At 42.7% G+C, this 17383-nt stretch carries 14 protein-coding genes; 10 read left to right on the top strand and 4 right to left on the bottom strand.

Translation table 11 applies throughout. From position 1 onward, the window contains the following. Positions 1-191: 191 nt before the first annotated feature. Positions 192-611 (bottom strand): HIT family protein, encoded by a 420-nt coding sequence (locus tag FZC79_RS12490; RefSeq protein WP_148947125.1) that lies wholly within the window; start codon positions 609-611, stop codon positions 192-194. Between the two features lie 602 nt (positions 612-1213). Here FZC79_RS12490 and FZC79_RS12485 point away from each other — a divergent pair. The 3 genes from FZC79_RS12485 (at position 1214) to FZC79_RS12475 (ending at position 4043) form a co-directional block, all read left to right on the top strand. Further along, positions 1214-1954, top strand: coding sequence for an ABC transporter ATP-binding protein (locus FZC79_RS12485; RefSeq protein ID WP_148947124.1), 741 nt, complete (start codon positions 1214-1216; stop codon positions 1952-1954). Further along, positions 1951-3171, top strand: coding sequence for an ABC transporter permease (locus FZC79_RS12480; RefSeq protein WP_148947123.1), 1221 nt, complete (start codon positions 1951-1953; stop codon positions 3169-3171). The genes FZC79_RS12485 and FZC79_RS12480 overlap by 4 nt, the downstream gene beginning before the upstream one ends. A 152-nt stretch (positions 3172-3323) precedes the next feature. Beyond that, entirely contained in the window at positions 3324-4043 is a 720-nt protein-coding gene (locus FZC79_RS12475) for an EcsC family protein (RefSeq protein WP_148947192.1), read from the top strand. Positions 4044-4835: 792 nt separating this feature from the next. Here FZC79_RS12475 and FZC79_RS12470 read toward each other — a convergent pair. Continuing rightward, positions 4836-6008 carry a M20 family metallopeptidase gene (locus tag FZC79_RS12470; protein ID WP_148947122.1) on the bottom strand — a complete coding sequence of 391 codons (1173 nt, stop codon included), beginning with the start codon at positions 6006-6008 and terminating at the stop codon, positions 4836-4838. A 147-nt stretch (positions 6009-6155) separates the two neighbouring features. On the opposite strand from FZC79_RS12470, the gene FZC79_RS12465 reads away from it, so the two are divergent. Beyond that, complete coding sequence (locus FZC79_RS12465; RefSeq protein WP_148947121.1) at positions 6156-6794, top strand: phosphatase PAP2 family protein; 639 nt, start codon at positions 6156-6158, stop codon at positions 6792-6794. A 38-nt stretch (positions 6795-6832) separates the two neighbouring features. Here the strand turns inward: FZC79_RS12465 and FZC79_RS12460 are convergent, their stop codons facing one another. After that, on the bottom strand, positions 6833-8227 hold the full coding sequence (locus tag FZC79_RS12460; protein WP_148947120.1) for a hypothetical protein: 1395 nt from the start codon (positions 8225-8227) through the stop codon (positions 6833-6835). Positions 8228-8742: 515 nt separating this feature from the next. Between FZC79_RS12460 and liaF the strand changes: the two genes are divergently transcribed. From liaF to FZC79_RS12445, 3 genes are all read left to right on the top strand, one after another. Next, the gene (liaF, locus tag FZC79_RS12455) at positions 8743-9549 is read left to right on the top strand and encodes a cell wall-active antibiotics response protein LiaF (RefSeq protein ID WP_148947119.1); all 807 of its coding nucleotides are present in this window, start codon (positions 8743-8745) and stop codon (positions 9547-9549) included. 61 nt (positions 9550-9610) lie between these two features. Further along, positions 9611-10618 carry a sensor histidine kinase gene (locus FZC79_RS12450; RefSeq protein ID WP_148947191.1) on the top strand — a complete coding sequence of 336 codons (1008 nt, stop codon included), beginning with the start codon at positions 9611-9613 and terminating at the stop codon, positions 10616-10618. Beyond that, positions 10611-11261: a response regulator transcription factor gene (locus FZC79_RS12445; protein ID WP_148947118.1), complete on the top strand. Its 651-nt coding sequence runs from the start codon at positions 10611-10613 to the stop codon at positions 11259-11261. Before FZC79_RS12450 ends, FZC79_RS12445 begins: the two co-directional genes overlap by 8 nt. Positions 11262-12264: 1003 nt before the next feature. On the opposite strand, the gene FZC79_RS12440 is transcribed toward FZC79_RS12445, so the two are convergent. Further along, positions 12265-12777 (bottom strand): antibiotic biosynthesis monooxygenase family protein, encoded by a 513-nt coding sequence (locus FZC79_RS12440; RefSeq protein ID WP_148947117.1) that lies wholly within the window; start codon positions 12775-12777, stop codon positions 12265-12267. A 344-nt stretch (positions 12778-13121) separates the two neighbouring features. Between FZC79_RS12440 and hemE the strand changes: the two genes are divergently transcribed. From hemE to hemY, 3 genes are all read left to right on the top strand, one after another. Continuing rightward, the gene (gene hemE, locus FZC79_RS12435; protein ID WP_148947116.1) at positions 13122-14165 is read left to right on the top strand and encodes a uroporphyrinogen decarboxylase; all 1044 of its coding nucleotides are present in this window, start codon (positions 13122-13124) and stop codon (positions 14163-14165) included. A gap of 99 nt (positions 14166-14264) precedes the next feature. Beyond that, complete coding sequence (hemH, locus tag FZC79_RS12430) at positions 14265-15194, top strand: ferrochelatase (RefSeq protein ID WP_148947115.1); 930 nt, start codon at positions 14265-14267, stop codon at positions 15192-15194. Between the two features lie 32 nt (positions 15195-15226). Then, positions 15227-16627, top strand: a complete 1401-nt coding sequence (hemY, locus tag FZC79_RS12425; RefSeq protein WP_148947114.1) for a protoporphyrinogen oxidase — start codon at positions 15227-15229, stop codon at positions 16625-16627. Positions 16628-17383 lie beyond the last annotated feature (756 nt).

Genomic DNA, 17383 nt, shown 5'->3' with positions numbered 1-17383 from the left:
CTCAATCGGAGATAGAAGCTCTTTTCTTTTCATGCTAACTAGCTTATTTGTGAATAAAGCTGGTCTTTTTCGGAATTAGTAACAAATAGAAGCAAAGTTTACGAAAAGAGCCCATAAAAATGAAAATTAAAAACTCCCCGGGTTAGGAGGAGTTTTCGTTCGACTGTGTAATAAGTAAAGGTATGTTAATTTTATAGGTGATTGCTAATACCTTGAGCAATTTCTTTCAGATCGTCCGGACTGTATTGATCTGTGTGTGTTTTCCATACGGCTCCGAATCCATCGCCTTGTCCATAGCGAGGGATGATGTGCAGATGGAAATGGAAGACCGATTGTCCTGCATCTTCGCCGTTGTTATTGAGAAGGTTCAAGCCGATGGGATTATATTCAGCTTTGATTGCATTTGTGATTTTCGGCACCGCTGAAAAAATCCTGGCAGCCGTTTCTTCTGTCAATTCATAAACATTTTCTTTATGTACTTTCGGTATTACAAGAGTGTGTCCCTTGGTCACCTGGCTGATATCGAGGAATGCAAGGACGTGTTCATCCTCATACACTTTGGAGGAAGGAATCTCTCCGTCGATGATTTTACAAAAAATACAGTCACTCATACTATCCCGCCTTTCTGTGTTTTTCTGATTTTATCACAAGAAGTGAAATGATGGAAAGGACAAAGAAGGGGCTGGCAAGAAGGTAATATCTGCATCACCCTCTGCCAGCCCCATTTGAAGGGGGACTAAATTATAGGTTTATTTGTGGAACGTCTGAATACTCTGCGATAAACACCTCATTTTGCAATTTTTTGCAAGATCAGTGAGTGTAGAGATTCTGTTTTGTGTGACTCTGGTTCAAAGAGACCATCCCCTTATCTTATAGCTTTTTACACTTTAAGAGTTCATTGACAGTCTTTGCTCTTTGATAAACACCTCATTTTTAAAGTATGTTAAAAATTATGGTGTGAGTACAGTCCAATACTATGCATGACGACCATCCCCTAAAATTATTGAAAGCAAACGTTTAAATCGGATACCGGTCTTTAACAACCACCCCGTTTTTTTATTTGCTGTCCCCTTCCTCCATTATGATGGCCAATATTGTACATCTTACTACAGGAAAAACATGGAATATAATATGGGCAGTAAGGTTCCGGCATAGCCTGGAATCACTCGCTTTGCTAAAATGAAATCAACAACAGAAAGAGAGGGCGTTGCTTGTGTCACTTTTGGATATTCAGAATCTCGTTGGAGGCTATACGAGAAAACCAGTCTTAAAAGACATTTCATTCAGTATTGACTCTAATGAAATTGTCGGTCTAATCGGCTTAAATGGTGCCGGAAAGAGTACGACAATCAAACATATTATTGGGTTGATGGAGCCTAAACAGGGGAAAATCAACATAAATGGTTTGCAGTTAAAAAGCGACACAGATGAATATCGCAAACAGTTTGCCTACATACCGGAAACCCCAATCCTTTATGACGAATTAACCCTGGAGGAGCATATGAGATTGACGGCCATGGCCTATGGTCTTCCAGAAGAGGAATATAAAAAGAGGGCAGAGGGGCTGCTGAAGGAATTCCGCATGCAAAAGAAGCTTGGCTGGTTTCCTTCTCACTTCTCAAAAGGGATGAAGCAGAAGGTTATGATAATGTGCGCGTTTTTAGTGCAGCCGAGCCTGTATATCATTGATGAACCTTTTGTCGGTCTTGATCCACTTGGCATTCAATCCCTGTTGAACTGGATGGAGGAAATGAAAAAAAATGGAGCTGGCATTCTTATGTCGACTCACATTCTGGCTACTGCTGAAAGGTACTGCGATTCTTTTGTCATTCTTCATGATGGACATATAAGAGCAAAAGGTACGCTGCAGGAACTTCGCCAGGAATTTGGCATGCCGTCTGCAACTCTCGATGATATCTATATTGAACTGACAAAGGAAGAAATGGATCAATGAAGAATATCGATGAAATTTGGAAAAAAAGGGTAGTAGAATATAACACCGAACTCAGGAAATACCTCCGTTATATGTTCAATGACCATCTCCTGTTTGTCCTTATATTCGCCTTGGGCGGGGGTGCTTTTACATACAATCAGTGGGTTGCGACTCTGGACGGTTCTTTTCCTGCTCCTTTGATCATGGCAGTCATACTTGGCCTCATTCTAACCTGGAGTCCTGTATACACTTTCCTGCGCGAGGCAGATGCTGTCTTCTTGCTTCCATTGGAGAGCCGAATGAAATCGTTCTTTCAAAAAGGGATATGGACAAGCTTCATTTCCCAGTCCTATATACTGCTCCTTGTTCTGGCAGCAATGATGCCTATGTATGTGAAGGTGACCGGGCAGGGGTTTCAATCCTTCTTTCTTCTCTTGGCGCTTCTTTTAGGGCTGAAGGTTTGGAATCTATATGTGCGGTGGTACACCTTGAAAAACCAGGAACGAGAAGCTCACCTTGTTGATTATGTCATCAGGTTCGCTTTAAATGCCGTTTTCTTATATATGGTCCTGAGTGATGCCTCTATGGTCCTGGCTGCCGTTGTTGCGATCATTCTTCTGGGTTACTTATTTTATTTCAAGTTATCTGTGAAAGAAAAAAGCCTGAAATGGGATGTGCTGATTTCCCTTGAAGAGCAAAGGATGCTGCTGTTTTACAGAATGGCGAATATGTTTACCGATGTGCCAAAGCTTAAAGGGAAAGTGCACAGAAGAAGGTGGCTTGATGGCTTGCTGAATACAATTAAGTATCAGCAAAAGCAGACTTTTACATTTTTATATGCCCGTTCCCTTCTCAGGACCAGTGAATATTTCGGTTTATATATTCGCTTATCACTGATTTCCATGGTCATTCTCTTTTTCAGCGATACACTCTGGCTCGGCATTGCGATTGGCCTGCTGTTCATGTATCTGACAGGGTTCCAGCTTATTCCGATGTATAAGCGGTTTGATTATAAAATATGGGTATCGCTTTACCCGGCAGCCCAGGGGATCAAGATGCAGTCATTTCAAAAAGTGGTGTTATGGTCAATGATCGTCCAAGCCATTCTGTTTTCAATGGCCCTGCTTGTGAGCGGGCAATGGGCAGGTGCAGCTTTAATGCTCGCTGCCGGTCTTCTGTTCGCCTTTGTATTTTCATTTTCTTACCTCATTCAGAGACTGAAGAAATTCGACTACTGAGTGAAACTCTGCTCTTCTTCATTCGTAAGCTATAACAGGCTGTGTTTATTGCTTGGTGCTTTCTGAAAAATATATCAGCCGGCAGAGGCAATAGAAGTTTGGGTCAGATAAAGCTTCACAGCTAATAAAGAATGAAAGGGACTGGTGTCGCAATGAACAGCTTTGAAAATCAGGCGCAAAACGATATGGATACCTGGAAGAGAAAGAAGCTGAAAAGGTCGGGAATATTGAATCGTACTGCTAAGAGAGCTCAGGCAAAATTTAATTCGGTTATTCCGGATCGGGTGCACACAGTCATAACGGACAGCATTAAAAATATGGTAAAGGTGACACTGGCTGGTTCGGGGTTTACTTCCAGCAATAAAGTAGCCATTCCAGAGAGTTTGGAAGAAAAGGAAAAGCATATGGGTGAAAGGCTGGCATTTTACAGAAAGGCCGCTGCTCTTGAGGGGGCCGGAACAGGTGCCGGAGGAATTTTTCTGGGCTTGGCAGACTTTCCTTTATTGCTCTCCATTAAGATGAAATATCTGTATGAAGCTGCAAAGATTCATGGTTATGATCCATCGTCTTATGAGGAAAGGTTGTTCATGCTTTACATTTTTCAACTGGCATTTTCCAGTGATGAACATCGCCGCGAAGTGTTCGCCATTATCGACCGCTGGGACGAAAATAAAGAAGAACTGGCAGAGATGGATTGGAAAGTGTTTCAACAGGAATACCGTGATTATATCGACTTTGTTAAGATGTTCCAGCTCATACCGGGCATAGGGGCAGTTGTCGGTGCCTATGCCAATTATGGATTATTGGAGGAGTTGGGGGAGGCAGCTGTTTATGCATATAGAAGAAGGTATTATAACAGGCAGTCTTCATAGTAATGTTGTTTTACAGCAGCTTTTTTTAAGTTGCACCCCGTTTGGTAAGCAGGGACACTGAAAAAGTCCAATTAAAATATAATAAGCAGGTATTACCAAAAGTGTTGGCTTCCATTCAAGGTATACGACTCCATTGGGCTGGCACAGGTGGAGTGGACTTTAAAGCGAAAGCGGTTTGTCATTTTCTTAATTAAGTACCCAGCGGTAAAAATAAGGGGAGTTTTTCCCGTTAATTGCAATTTCTAAGCTCAAGCTGGAGTAAATAGAGGGAGTTTTTCCCCTTATCTGAAGAAATAGCACCTATTTTCTAATGTTTGAAGTCAAATAAGGGAAATTTCTCCCGCTATTTAAGCTGTATTTACATGCTTTTTAGTAAATAAGGGGAATTTTTACCTCTATATTACTAGCCATATTGCTGAAATTGGCTGTTGGGTACTGCTAGTCTATTCCAGATCCTTGAATCGGTATCTTTCCAGGCCCGGCTGGCGAATGTTCTAAAAATCATTAAAAGATTCTAAAGCCAGCGGGGTAAAGAGAGCAGCCCATTTAATGGATTTCATGGATTCAAAGAAAAAAGTCAACCCTTCTTCTGGTTCAAGGAAGTATCGTTGACTCTTTCTTTGTTAAAGAGAATTGATATTGAAATTCAGTATAATTTCAGTGCACTCTTGTGGAGAACGGGGCACATCTTTTTTTTGTTTTTCGCAGGATAGCAACCTCGTTCGATAAGCTATTTTGAAGATCGTGACTCTAAATTAAAAAAGCCGGCACAAAAAAGTACCGGCATCCATGTTACCCTGCGTAAGTGACAGCCGCACTGGCCAAAACACATGCAGCGGTCAGCATTGCTTTCTCATTAAAATCGAATTTTGGATGATGATGGGGATAAGGAATGTCGACTCCCTCAGGCTTTGCGCCAGTAAAGAAAAAGGTGCCCGGAACTTCTTGCAGATAGTAAGCGAAGTCTTCTCCCCCCATCTGCATCTCACACTCTTCTACTTTACTGACTCCTTTTACTCCTTCTGCAACATCGATAAGATGCTCTGTTTCCTCCTTGTGGTTTACCACAGCTGGGTAGCCTTTATCATAGTTAAAGGTATAGGAACAGTCAGCTGAGAAGCAGGCCCCCTTAATGATTCTTTCCATTTCACTGATAATGAAATCCCTGGTTTCTTCACTGAATGTCCGGACAGTACCGACCAATTTGGCTGTATCCGCAATAACATTAAAAGCATTTTCTGCTATAAACGAGCCTATGGTGACAACAGCAGGTTCAATAGGGTTCACTCTGCGGCTGACAATCTGCTGAAGAGTACCGACCAATTGTGATGCAATTACAATAGAATCTTTTGTCTTATGAGGCTGGGCTCCATGTCCTCCGGCACCTTGTATTGTTATTTCGAATCTGTCAGCCGCCGCCATAATGGGACCTGTGCGGTATTGAATTTTACCAACCGGCTCGCTGGCCCAGAGATGTGTGCCGAATACAGCATCGACTCCTTCGAGGCAGCCAGCTTCCACCATTGGTTTTGCTCCTCCAGGTGCATATTCCTCTGCGTGCTGATGGATAAATACATAGGACCCCGGCAGTTCTGCCTTGATTTCATTCATAGCCCTTGCCAGTACCAGTAATGTGGCTGTATGTCCATCATGGCCGCAAGCATGCATGACTCCGTCTACTTTAGAACGGTAGGGGACCTCTTTTTCATCTTGGATAGGAAGAGCATCGAAATCAGCTCTTAAAGCAATTGTTTTCCCAGGCTTTTCTCCTTGAATCCTCGCAACGACACCATTGCCGCCAACTCCCTCTGTTACTTCGATATCCAGGTTCCGATAGAAATCAACAATATATTGAGCAGTTTTTTTCTCTTTAAATGATACTTCCGGATGCTGATGGAGGTAACGCCTGATTTCTATCATTTCCTCCCAGTCACTTTCAAGTCTTTCATACAATCGATTAAGCATTCTCTTTCCTCCCTAAAACGTCATGACTGTTGCTATATATATGAAAATTAAGAATATTATATCATTACATTCAATAATTTGCTGAGGATAATTCTGTATAGCGCCAAGACTTCAAAGTATGTTAAAACATATAGGGGGAGGTGAAATATGTTCAAGAAAAAAATCATATGGGGTTGGATAACGTTTACTGCGTTCATGGCAGTTCTTTTACTAATCTCAACAGATTACATACATTGGTTTGATCAGCCGCTCTTTTCCTTATTGGAAAAGGCACCTTTTTTGCTGTATTTTTCTTTAATGGGAAGTGAATTGGTCATTGGTTCGGTCAGTGTAATTCTGATACTATGGCTGGCTTTTAAAGAACGAAATTTTATCGGCATCATATTTACTGTTTTGGCCATCGGCGGAGGAAATTTAATAAATAAATTTTTGAAAACAGCAGTGGAAAGAGGAAGACCCGAAGCATTGCATGGCGAAGAAGGATTTAGTTTTCCAAGCGGCCACGCGATGGTTGGCCTTATCTTTATGCTGGTGCTGGCTTTCTTTATTTCAGAAGTGATCAGTTCCGAAAAAGGCAGATTCGCTGTTTATGCAGCTGCTGTATCTTTGGCGCTTTTGACAGGTCTCAGCAGGGTTGTGGACGCTGCGCACTATCCATCAGATGTACTTGCCGGTTTTCTGATTGGATTTTCCTATTATGTTCTATGCGAGTATGTATATCTTAAACTAAAAAATAATGTTATTAATAAGATGAACCTCAAGAGCGGGCTTTCCCCTCACTCTTGAGGTTCATCTTTTTTAGTGTAAGTCAAAAAGGCTGCCGATTATATAAGAAACATAGCCGTGATAGTAGTCGCTGTCAAGCCGACTAAGACGGGGACCAAGTTTCTTCTAGCCAATTCAAACGGATCAACATTGCAAATGGCTGCAGCAGGGATCAAAGCCCATGGGACCAAGGTTCCGCCGCCAATCCAGATGGCGGAAATCTGCCCGAGAGCGGTCAGTGTAGCCGCTCCTGAACCGATGCTGTCAGAGAAGAGCAGTGCCACCGAACCCGTTAGTGAGATTCCTGAAAATCCCGATCCATCCAACCCGGTTATGGCTCCGACTGTTGTCAGGGTTACCGCACCAACAGCTTTGGAGAGAGGGACAACGGCTGCCAGAGCTCCTCCTAAATCATTGACGATTCCAGCAGAACCTTCAGGAAGAATCCCTTCTCCTATAATAGTTGAAAACCCAGAGTCTCCTAAGTAAAAGAACGCCGCAATAGGAATGACAGGCCCAAACACTTTAAACCCAAATTGAAAACCATCGATAATGAAACTTGTGGTTTGCTCTAGTCCTTTTGCTTTGTAAGCGGCAAGGGAGATGATGAGCAAGATGAAAATCGATGTTCCTCCAATCAGCGCCGTGGCATCCCCTCCCTGCAGGTTGAACAGAAACATGGCGAGGATATTCAAGGCAAACAGCACAGGAATCATCAATGCGAAAAATTTTTTCGCTCCTGAACTCAGCAGTTCCGGTCCTTTTTCTACTTCAATTTCTTGAATCTGGGAATCCTCAACTCGCAAAATTCCTCTTTTCATATCTCTTTTTATAAGAAAGAATGCAGTGGCCGTTGTAACGATCCCCATAACAGCAACAAGAGGGATACTCGCCTGGATTACTTCCGAAACCGGGAGTCCTGCTGCATCTGCAGTCAGCTTGGGGGCAGCCTGTATGACAAAGTCGCCGGAAAGCGCAATTCCATGACCGAATAAGTTCATCGCCATCGCTATTCCTAAAGCTGGAAGTCCGACACGCAGAGCAACAGGAACCAGTACTGCTCCTAGAAGGGCTACTGCAGGAGATGGCCAGAAGAACCAGGAAATCAGCATCATGACGATACCGATAGTCCAATAAGCAAGAGCAGGTGTTTTAATCAGTCTGGCAAACGGACTGATCATCACATCATTGATTCCCGTTTTTGTGAGAGTTCTGCTCATTCCGACAATAATTGAAATGACCAGTATGGTGGATAGAAGTTCTGTGATGGCAAAGATGAAGCTTGTAAAAACACTGCTGACGGAACTGGTCAATGAACCGCTGGCAGCAAGAGCAATGAGAAAGATTCCTGAGATACAAACGATGGTCGTATCCTTCCGAAATACCATGAAAACAATGATTAACCCTATAAAAACTAAATACAGCCAGTGTAATGCAGTCAAGTCCACCAGCATGGATACTCCCCCTCACATGATATTTTCACTTCAAAAAGGGGCATCTGCCTTTTTGTACTACAGAATATTCATGGAAAAAGTGAAGGTGAAGGAAATATGAAGAAAAAATCCGCCTCTGGACGGAGGCAGAATCCTGCCCTTGCTCCTCTTATATGAGAGGAAGTAAAGGTAAACTATTAGTAATCAGTTGAGGTGTTATTAATTGGACGCTTCCGAAAGTTAGAGATATTTATCGTATTGCCAATGCTCATCTTAAAGTCTCTAGGACGTATTGAGACTTGTTTGAGTTAGATTTTAATTTTATTTCACGTGAGGGACCCCAATCAGTTCCAGCGCCAAGCTCCTCGGGGTCAAATAACCCCAAGAGAATAAAAGGAGAGACCGCCTTTTTTTCTTGAGAACATTTGCCTGTCGGGGCTGACCAGGGCGCTTCGACTTTTTAAACAAGCAAAATAATTAAAGGGATTTTGTATTAATCATCGAAGAAGAAAGTATGGTAAAAGGCGGTGTGAAAATTGAAAAACTCAGGCGGAAAACAATGGTTTTTCTCAGCAATCTTATTATTTACAGGAATCGTTGTGCTTCTAATTAATATTGGTGTCATTTCCTTGGAAATAAAACAGTTATTTGTCATATTCATTCCTTTTCTTATTTTTATTGAGGGAGCGAAGTGGCTATACACAAGTTTGAAATGGAAAAGAACACTGAAGTTCACCATGGGGTTGTTTCTTTTTATCTATGGTGGACTCATACTTCTCGATGTGTTTGAAGTGATGGAATTCAGCTATGGTGACTGGTGGAAATTGTGGCCGGTCGGACTAATCGGGTTTGCCTTCATGGTGTTATGGAAGAAAAGCGGAATAAGGGTGAGGATTACAGATGATTATCCTTTTGACCATGAAGAAGATATTCATCATCCCAAGGATAATGAAGGAAGTAAGAAAAAAAGGACAAAAGTAAACCGGGGATTTATCATTGGCGATGTAAAGTTCAATGAGCCCAACTGGCCGCTCGAGCCCATGCGGCTCTATAACATGATTGGAGATTATTATTTTGATATTAGCAAAGCATATGTCCCTGACGGGGAAACACCCATTTATATTAAAGGGTGGATTGGAGACGTGAAAATGTTGATTCCAGAAGATCTGCCAGTTGATATTCATGTGGCAGGAAGCATCGGAGATATTAAAATTTTTGGTCAAAAGTCTTCAGATATCAAACCTAATCTAAGCTATCGGTCTCCAGGATATGAACAGGCGGAGAAGAAGTTGAAAATTATAATAGAGTGCTCCATCGGCTCTGTCAGGATCAATAAGGTGTGAAGGGGTGTCACTATTGAGCAAATCATTGAATATTCGCTTTTGGTTCTTTAGAAGTTTTTTTATGATGGCATTAATGGGTACCCTGATCTTCTTTTTGATCATCCAATTTTATCTCCTGATTACAGAGACACCTTCTATTACTCTGGCAGGCTCTCTTTACCTGACTCTCCTGATTTTTTTAATATTTTCATCGCTCAGCATCTACTTTGGGATCAGGACCGGCTCCTTGTTCAAAGGGAGGCTTGATGATATCTCAACTTTTGTCTCTGTTTTAAGAAGCGGCCGGTTTTCTGCCAGGGTGGATGACAGCAAGCAAGATGAAATTGGGATCATAACGGACGAGCTGAATCAACTGGCTGTATATATACAAGAACAGGTAAAGATCCTGCAAAGACTGGCTGATGAGAAATCGGAATTAGCAGACCAGGCTCATCAGGCTGCTGTAATGGAAGAAAGACACAGGCTTGCAAGAGACTTGCATGATTCTGTCAGCCAGCAGTTGTTCGCTCTTAATATGCTGTCATCAGCAGCAGTTAGAACGGTGAGAAATAAACCCAAGGAGGCAGAACCGATTTTACAGCAGGTTGCCGAAATTGCTGCAAAAGCGCAAGGAGAGATGAGGGCCCTGCTGCTTCACTTAAGGCCAATAGATCTTAAGGGAGAAAATCTGGCAGAAGGGTTAAAGAAGCTCATACGGGAGTTAATAGAAAAAACCCCCATTGAAATTACGCCTGAGCTGGACCATTTAGAAGGTCTGACAAAGGGAACGGAAGCACATCTGTTCCGTATTGTGCAAGAGGGGATTTCGAATATCCTTCGCCACGCAGAAGCTACCCAAATTAAGATATCAACCAAAAGGATCGACTCGACCTTGAACTTGTATATCAGCGATAATGGAAAAGGCTTCAGCGTTAATCAGCAAAAAATGACTTCCTACGGCCTGCAAACCATGAGAGAGCGGTGTGAAGAAATTGGCGGTGTCTTTCAAATTCGATCCAAGGAAAACGAAGGAACATATATTAATATTAGAATTCCTTTAAAAGAAGAGGGAGAGAGCGGGAATGGATAAAATTAAGGTAATGATCGTCGATGATCATGAAATGGTCAGGCTGGGGATGAAAACCTACCTGCTTACCGAAGAAAGAATTGAATTCCTGGGGGAAGCTTCCAGTGGAAATGAAGCGGTTAAACTCGCGAAGCTATACCAGCCGCAGGTCATTTTGATGGATCTATTAATGGAGAACGGAAATGGAATTGAAGCCACACAGGAAATTCTTACGTTTCTGCCGGAATGTAAAATTATTATACTTACAAGCTATTATGATGATGAGAAAGTCTTTCCTGCAATCGAAGCAGGTGCCCATAGCTATTTATTGAAAACAGCGAGCGCTGAGGAAGTTACCTCTGCAGTCTATAAGGCAGCCAAAGGGGAAAGTGTGATTGCCCCGAAGGTTGCAGATAAGATGATGAACAGGTTCAGGCCGCAGGTAAAGAAGCTGCATGAGGATTTGACTGCCAGGGAAATAGAAGTTCTGAAATGTCTTGGCGAAGGGATGACCAATCAGGAAATTTCTGAGGAGTTGTTTATAGGGGTGAAAACGACCAAAACACATGTCAGCAATATCCTCAGTAAATTGGGAGTGGCCGATCGTACACAGGCAGCCATTTATGCCAACCGGAATGGTATATTGCTTAATGGTCCCGGGAAATAACAGCAGGGAGCAGGTTCTTGAAAGGACCTATATTTAATAAAAGAAAAAGCCGGTCCACAATTGAAACTGCGGACCGGCTTTTTGTAATGATAAGAATGTATTCTCAGTTTGGAAATCAGGCAGTGTTATGGAATCCGGGTCCTGTAAGCACTCTAAATGAAGAAAATACGTCGTTCGCGACCGAAGCACGCCCAGCGTCATGCATATCTCACTGGAAATTCGTCTCTCCCGACCGAAGCATCCCCAACGTCATACATATCTCACCGAAAATCCGTCGTTCGCGACCGAAGCATCCCCAACGTCATACATATCTCAACGAAAATACGTCGTTCGCGACCGAAGCATCCCCAACATCATACATATCTCACCGAAAATACGTCGTTCGCGACCGAAGCATCCCCAACGTCATACATATCTCAACGAAAATACGTCGTTCGCGACCGAAGCATCCCCAACGTCATACATATCTCACCGAAAATACATCGTTCGTGACCGAAGCACGCCGAACGTCATACAAATCTCAACGAAAATACGTCGTCCCCGACCGAAGCACGCCCAACGTCATACATATCTCAACGAAAAAACGTCTCTCGCGACCGAAGCATCCCCAACGTCATACCTATCTCAACGAAAATACGTCTCTCCCGACCGAAGCAGTCCCAACATCATACATATCTCAACGAAAAAACGTCTCTCGCGACCGAAGCAGCCCTAACGTCATACATATCTCTACGAAAATAAGTCATTCCTGACCGAAGCAGCTCAAATATATGTCACTAAAAAACCCCTTAGAGATTAAAAGCAAAAAACGCCATTTTTCTCCAAGGGATATTTGCTTACCACGGCAAAAGGGGTGATTGCAACTCTTTAGACAATTCAGCTGCATGGCTCCTGCAGCCAGCAGAATTCATTTTATCTCTGCCGTTTTTTCGTTATTCTTTTATCTCTCATACGAGAGGACTAAAATCCGTGCGCTGCTGAGCGGAGTATTTTTATATTTGGTTTACTCTTCGTCTTCTGCGATGCTGTATTTTGTTACATAGGAAGGGCGGGGGAACATATTTCTTTGAGCGTCCACTCCGTCTTCTGTTCCTCTTTTTTCATGAGCCTTGGCATACTGCTGGGAATCCTGCCACTTCTTGAAGGAGTGCTCATCTTCCCATTGTGTCAAGATGGCGTAAGTATCGGAATCGAGTGGACGAAGAACCCTGATTGCGATGAATCCTTCAACTTCTTCTATTAAACCTGCGCGGTTCTTGAATCGATATTCAAAAACAGGACGCCCTTCATCAGAAACAGGAATATTGTTGATAACAATGAAGCCGTGCTTTTTGAATGAGCCTGAAGAGTCAATTACTTCATAGCGTCTCGGTTCCTGAAAAACGGATTTACCTTCTGTTTCATGGACAAGGACAGCCGTGTCTGCATTATCCATCAAAACCATAGTCTGATCTGAGTATTTGCTTTCAAGTGTTTTTAAGAAATCATGCGTTCCGCTAGTCAAATAAACATACATTTTCACTTCACTCCTGCCGATTTGATTATATTGCTATCTTTCCCCTCGGTTAATAAGGGTAAACTCTGGGTTTTCGATATGAGTATGTATCAAGTCTGTATGTTCATGATAGCGTTTTGGGGAGGCTCCTGCAAACCGGGGTTGATTTTTGAACAAAAGGACATAAAAAAATCGGCAAATTTATGACATTTAATGTCCTTAACTATACTTTTATAGTGGAAAAGTCTATAGTGAAAACGGGATATATGAACGGATAGGCTGTATTGCTGCTTGATTTTTTGTTCTTAAGCCAAAATATAATACAATGGTGTACATAGAGAATTCAGAAGGGTGGATATATATATATGAAAAAGTTGAATGACACATTTTTAAGAGCTGCCAGAGGTGAGAGGACGGATTATACACCTGTATGGTATATGAGACAAGCTGGACGTTCCCAGCCGGAGTACCGAAAACTGAAAGAAAAATATTCGCTGTTTGAAATCACCCATCAGCCGGAAATCTGTGCCTATGTCACTCGGCTGCCTGTCGAACAGTATGACGTTGATGCAGCCATTCTTTATAAGGACATCATGTCTCCGCTTCCTTCCATTGGTGTGGATGTGGATATCAAAAGCGGCATCGGCCCAGTTATCGACAACCCGATTCAATCACTAGCAGACGTGGAAAAGCTCGGGGAAATCGATCCGGAAAGCGATGTTCCTTATGTGCTGGATACCATCAAACTTCTGACCCAGGAACAGCTGTCTGTGCCGCTGATCGGGTTTGCCGGGGCGCCTTTTACACTTGCGAGTTATATGATCGAGGGCGGACCTTCGAAGAACTATAATAAAACGAAAGCGTTCATGTACGCAGAACCGAAAGCCTGGTTCACATTGATGGATAAACTGGCGGAGATGACCATTCGCTATGGCCGCTCACAAATCCAGGCAGGAGCTTCTGCTTTCCAAATCTTTGATTCATGGGTTGGCGCACTGAATGTACAGGATTATCGTACATTCATCAAACCGACAATGGAAAAAATCTTTACAGAACTTAAGAAGGAGAATGTTCCATTGATTATGTTTGGTGTAGGAGCAAGCCACCTTTCCCAGGAGTGGCATGACCTTCCTATCGACGTTGTCGGATTGGACTGGAGGCTTCCAATCCAGGAAGCACGTTCAAATGGAATTTCCAAGACAGTTATGGGGAACCTTGATCCTGCTATCCTTCTTGCTCCATGGGATGTCATTGAAGATAAAGCAAAAGCAATCATCGACCAAGGGGTCCAGGAGCCGGGGTATATTTTCAATCTTGGCCATGGAGTATTCCCGTCCGTTAAGCCGGAAACGCTGAAAAGGCTGACGGCATTTATCCATGAATACAGTTCACAGAAGCTAAAAGGGTAATTTTTAATAAAATACTGCTCATAGACCATACTGAAATGTCTCCAAGACAGAGAATTGTCTATAAGGCAGCAACGAATTTTACTATTGAGGTGAAACATTATGGCAAAGAAAAAAATGGGGCTCCTTGTAATGGCTTATGGAACTCCTTATAAAGAAGAAGACATCGAACGGTATTACACACATATACGGTATGGCAGAAAACCTTCTCCTGAAATGCTTGAAGATTTGACCCAGCGCTATGAGGCAATCGGCGGAATTTCTCCTTTGGCGAAAATCACACTTGACCAGGGAAAATCCCTTGAAGAGCGTTTGAATGCCATCCAGGATGAAGTTGAATTTAAAATGTATCTTGGCCTTAAGCATATTGAGCCGTTCGTTGAAGATGCTGTCCAGCAAATGCATGAAGATGGAATCCAAGAAGCAGTATCAATCGTTTTGGCTCCTCATTTTTCTACCTTCAGTGTTAAATCGTACAACGGTCGTGCCAAAGAGGAAGCAGCAAAAATCGGAGGGCCAAGCATTACTTCGGTTGAAAGCTGGTATGATGAGCCCAAGTTCATTGACTATTGGGTGAAGCAAGTGAAAGAGACTTATGCAAAAATGACGGAAGAAGAACGGAACGGGGCTGTTTTAATCGTTTCAGCCCACAGTCTTCCTGAAAAAATTCTGAAAGATGGAGACCCGTACCCAAATCAGCTTCAGGAAACAGCTGATCTGATTGCCAAAGGAGCGGGAATCACTGAATATGCTGTCGGCTGGCAGAGTGAAGGAAACACCCCTGATCCATGGCTCGGCCCGGATGTCCAGGATTTGACGCGGGATTTGCATGAGAAAAAGAACTACAACACATTTGTTTACATTCCAGTCGGCTTTGTTGCGGATCATTTAGAAGTCCTTTACGACAATGACTATGAATGTAAAGTTGTGACTGATGAAATCGGCGCAAGCTACTACAGACCGGAAATGCCGAATGCCAAGCCGGAATTCATTGATGCGATGGCAGCGGTTATAATGAAGCACTTAAAATAAGAATCAAAACTTTAAAAAGAAGGCGATGAGCAGTGGAGAAACAAAAGGTAGTAATTATCGGCGGGGGAATTACAGGGTTAACTTCAGCGTACTATTTACAAAAAGAAGCTGAGAAGGCTGGCCGTCCACTTGAAATTAAGTTAATCGAAGCAAGCCACAGGCTTGGCGGGAAGATCCAGACAGTGACACGGGACGGTTTTATTATTGAAAGGGGACCGGACTCTTTCCTGGAGAGAAAAACGAGCGCAGCCAGGCTGTCTAAGGAAGTCGGCATTGATCAGGATCTCGTGAACAACTCAACGGGCAAGTCCTATGTTCTTGTCAATGAGGAGCTTCATGCAATGCCTGGCGGATCTGTAATGGGTATTCCTACACAAATGGCTCCTTTTGTTACTACCGGCTTATTTTCAATGCAAGGCAAGGCAAGAGCTGCAGCCGACTTTATCTTACCTAAATCGAATGTGGAAGGCGACCAGTCACTCGGCCAGTTTTTCAGGAGAAGATTGGGTGATGAAGTCGTTGAAAATTTAATTGAGCCACTGTTATCCGGAATCTATGCGGGTGATATCGACAAACTGAGCCTCATGTCAACATTCCCTCAGTTCCATCAAGTTGAGCAAAAACATAGAAGCTTGATTCTCGGTATGAAAAAGACGACTCCTGCACCGCAGAACAAGAGCGGCAAGAAAAAAGGGATATTCCTTACCCTGACCAGGGGGCTTCAATCATTGGTTGATGCAATTGAAGAGAGCCTTTTACCGGATTCAATCTTAAAAGGTGTCAGAGTTGAAAAGATTGAGAAACAAAGTGACGGGCGTTATGCGCTTTTGCTAAATAACGGAGAAAGCCTGGATGCGGACAGTGTCATCTTGACCACTCCCCATCCGGTCATACCGGCCATGTTCCCTCAGTACAGCTTCTTTGATCACTTGAAATCGACTCCAGCTACTTCAGTGGCGACAGTCGCAATGGCTTTTCCCGAAGAAGCGATTCAAAAGGACATCGATGGAACAGGTTTTGTTGTTTCCCGAAACAGCGACTATACTATAACAGCGTGTACGTGGACACATAAAAAGTGGCCGCATACGACTCCAAATGGCAAGGTTTTGATCAGGTGCTATGTGGGAAGAGCGGGTGATGAAACGGTTGTCGATCTTTCCGACAGCCAGATCGAAAAAATCGTCCTGCAGGACCTGAACAAAATCATGAATATAACGATGGATCCGGAATTCACAATCGTTTCAAGATGGAAAGACGCTATGCCGCAGTATACAGTCGGGCACAAAGAACGTCTAGAAGCGATGCAGTCCAAAGTTAAGAATGAGCTGCCAGGATTATTCATCGCCGGAAGCTCATTCGAAGGACTCGGCCTTCCCGATTGTATTGATCAAGGTGAAAAAGCCGTCGAAAACGTACTAAACTATCTTTCATAAAATTTTAATCATGCCCACTGGTTCCTGCCAGTGGGCATGATTTTTTTTGGTTTAGAACATTCCGGTATTAAGATGCACTCTCTCTTTTAGTGCAGTAATGTGATTGGTCTTTAAGGTGTTGATGGTAACGTTTAGCAGGGAAACGCGATGATACAGCATGGGAGCAAGAAAATTATAGATTTGCTGCAGTAAAAAGTAGGTTTATACAGCATGAAATCAGGAGGCAAGAGGGTTTAATGCAGTAAAGAAAGAGTTTATACAGCATGAAATCAGGAAGCAAGAGGATTTGATGCAGTAAAAAAAGAGTTTATACAGCATGAAATCAGGAAGCAAGAGGATTTGATGCAGTAAAAAAAGAGTTTATACAGCATGAAATCAGGAGGCAAGAGGGTTTAATGCAGTAAAGAAAGAGCTTATACAGCATTAAATCAGGAGGCAAGAGGGTTTTATGCAGTAAAAAGTAATGTTATTTAGCATGAAATCCAGAATCTATAGAATCTATGCAGTCAGGTGGAGGCACAGACGGCATGGAATTCACAATATAGAGAATCGATGCAGTCACGGATAGGTTGGAATCCAAAAATAGAGAACCTATTCTGTCAGAATTGCTCTAACAACTGTACCTGGTACATAAACAATCCAAGACAGCCAAATGACAAATTAAACGTCTGCAAACGAATTCCACTCCCACCATATAATTAATTCGGCTCAAACAACTATTTTTGAACTTTTTACGAATTTTATTTGACAAATCTG

Source organism: Rossellomorea vietnamensis, assembly GCF_008180615.1.
Taxonomy (GTDB): Bacteria; Bacillota; Bacilli; order Bacillales; family Bacillaceae_B; genus Rossellomorea; species Rossellomorea vietnamensis_D.
This window is presented reverse-complemented; position numbering and strand designations above follow the sequence as displayed.

What these genes read in the sequence shown, in the direction of transcription:
- FZC79_RS12465 (WP_148947121.1), top strand. Translation starts at nt 6,156, where the DNA reads ATGTTCAAGAAAAAAATCATATGGGGTTGGATAACGTTTACTGCGTTC.
- FZC79_RS12490 (WP_148947125.1), bottom strand. Translation starts at nt 611, where the DNA reads ATGAGTGACTGTATTTTTTGTAAAATCATCGACGGAGAGATTCCTTCC.
- FZC79_RS12470 (WP_148947122.1), bottom strand. Translation starts at nt 6,008, where the DNA reads ATGCTTAATCGATTGTATGAAAGACTTGAAAGTGACTGGGAGGAAATG.
- hemH (WP_148947115.1), top strand. Translation starts at nt 14,265, where the DNA reads ATGGCAAAGAAAAAAATGGGGCTCCTTGTAATGGCTTATGGAACTCCT.
- FZC79_RS12450 (WP_148947191.1), top strand. Translation starts at nt 9,611, where the DNA reads ATGATGGCATTAATGGGTACCCTGATCTTCTTTTTGATCATCCAATTT.
- FZC79_RS12480 (WP_148947123.1), top strand. Translation starts at nt 1,951, where the DNA reads ATGAAGAATATCGATGAAATTTGGAAAAAAAGGGTAGTAGAATATAAC.
- FZC79_RS12445 (WP_148947118.1), top strand. Translation starts at nt 10,611, where the DNA reads ATGGATAAAATTAAGGTAATGATCGTCGATGATCATGAAATGGTCAGG.
- FZC79_RS12460 (WP_148947120.1), bottom strand. Translation starts at nt 8,227, where the DNA reads ATGCTGGTGGACTTGACTGCATTACACTGGCTGTATTTAGTTTTTATA.
- FZC79_RS12440 (WP_148947117.1), bottom strand. Translation starts at nt 12,777, where the DNA reads ATGTATGTTTATTTGACTAGCGGAACGCATGATTTCTTAAAAACACTT.
- FZC79_RS12475 (WP_148947192.1), top strand. Translation starts at nt 3,324, where the DNA reads ATGAACAGCTTTGAAAATCAGGCGCAAAACGATATGGATACCTGGAAG.
- hemE (WP_148947116.1), top strand. Translation starts at nt 13,122, where the DNA reads ATGAAAAAGTTGAATGACACATTTTTAAGAGCTGCCAGAGGTGAGAGG.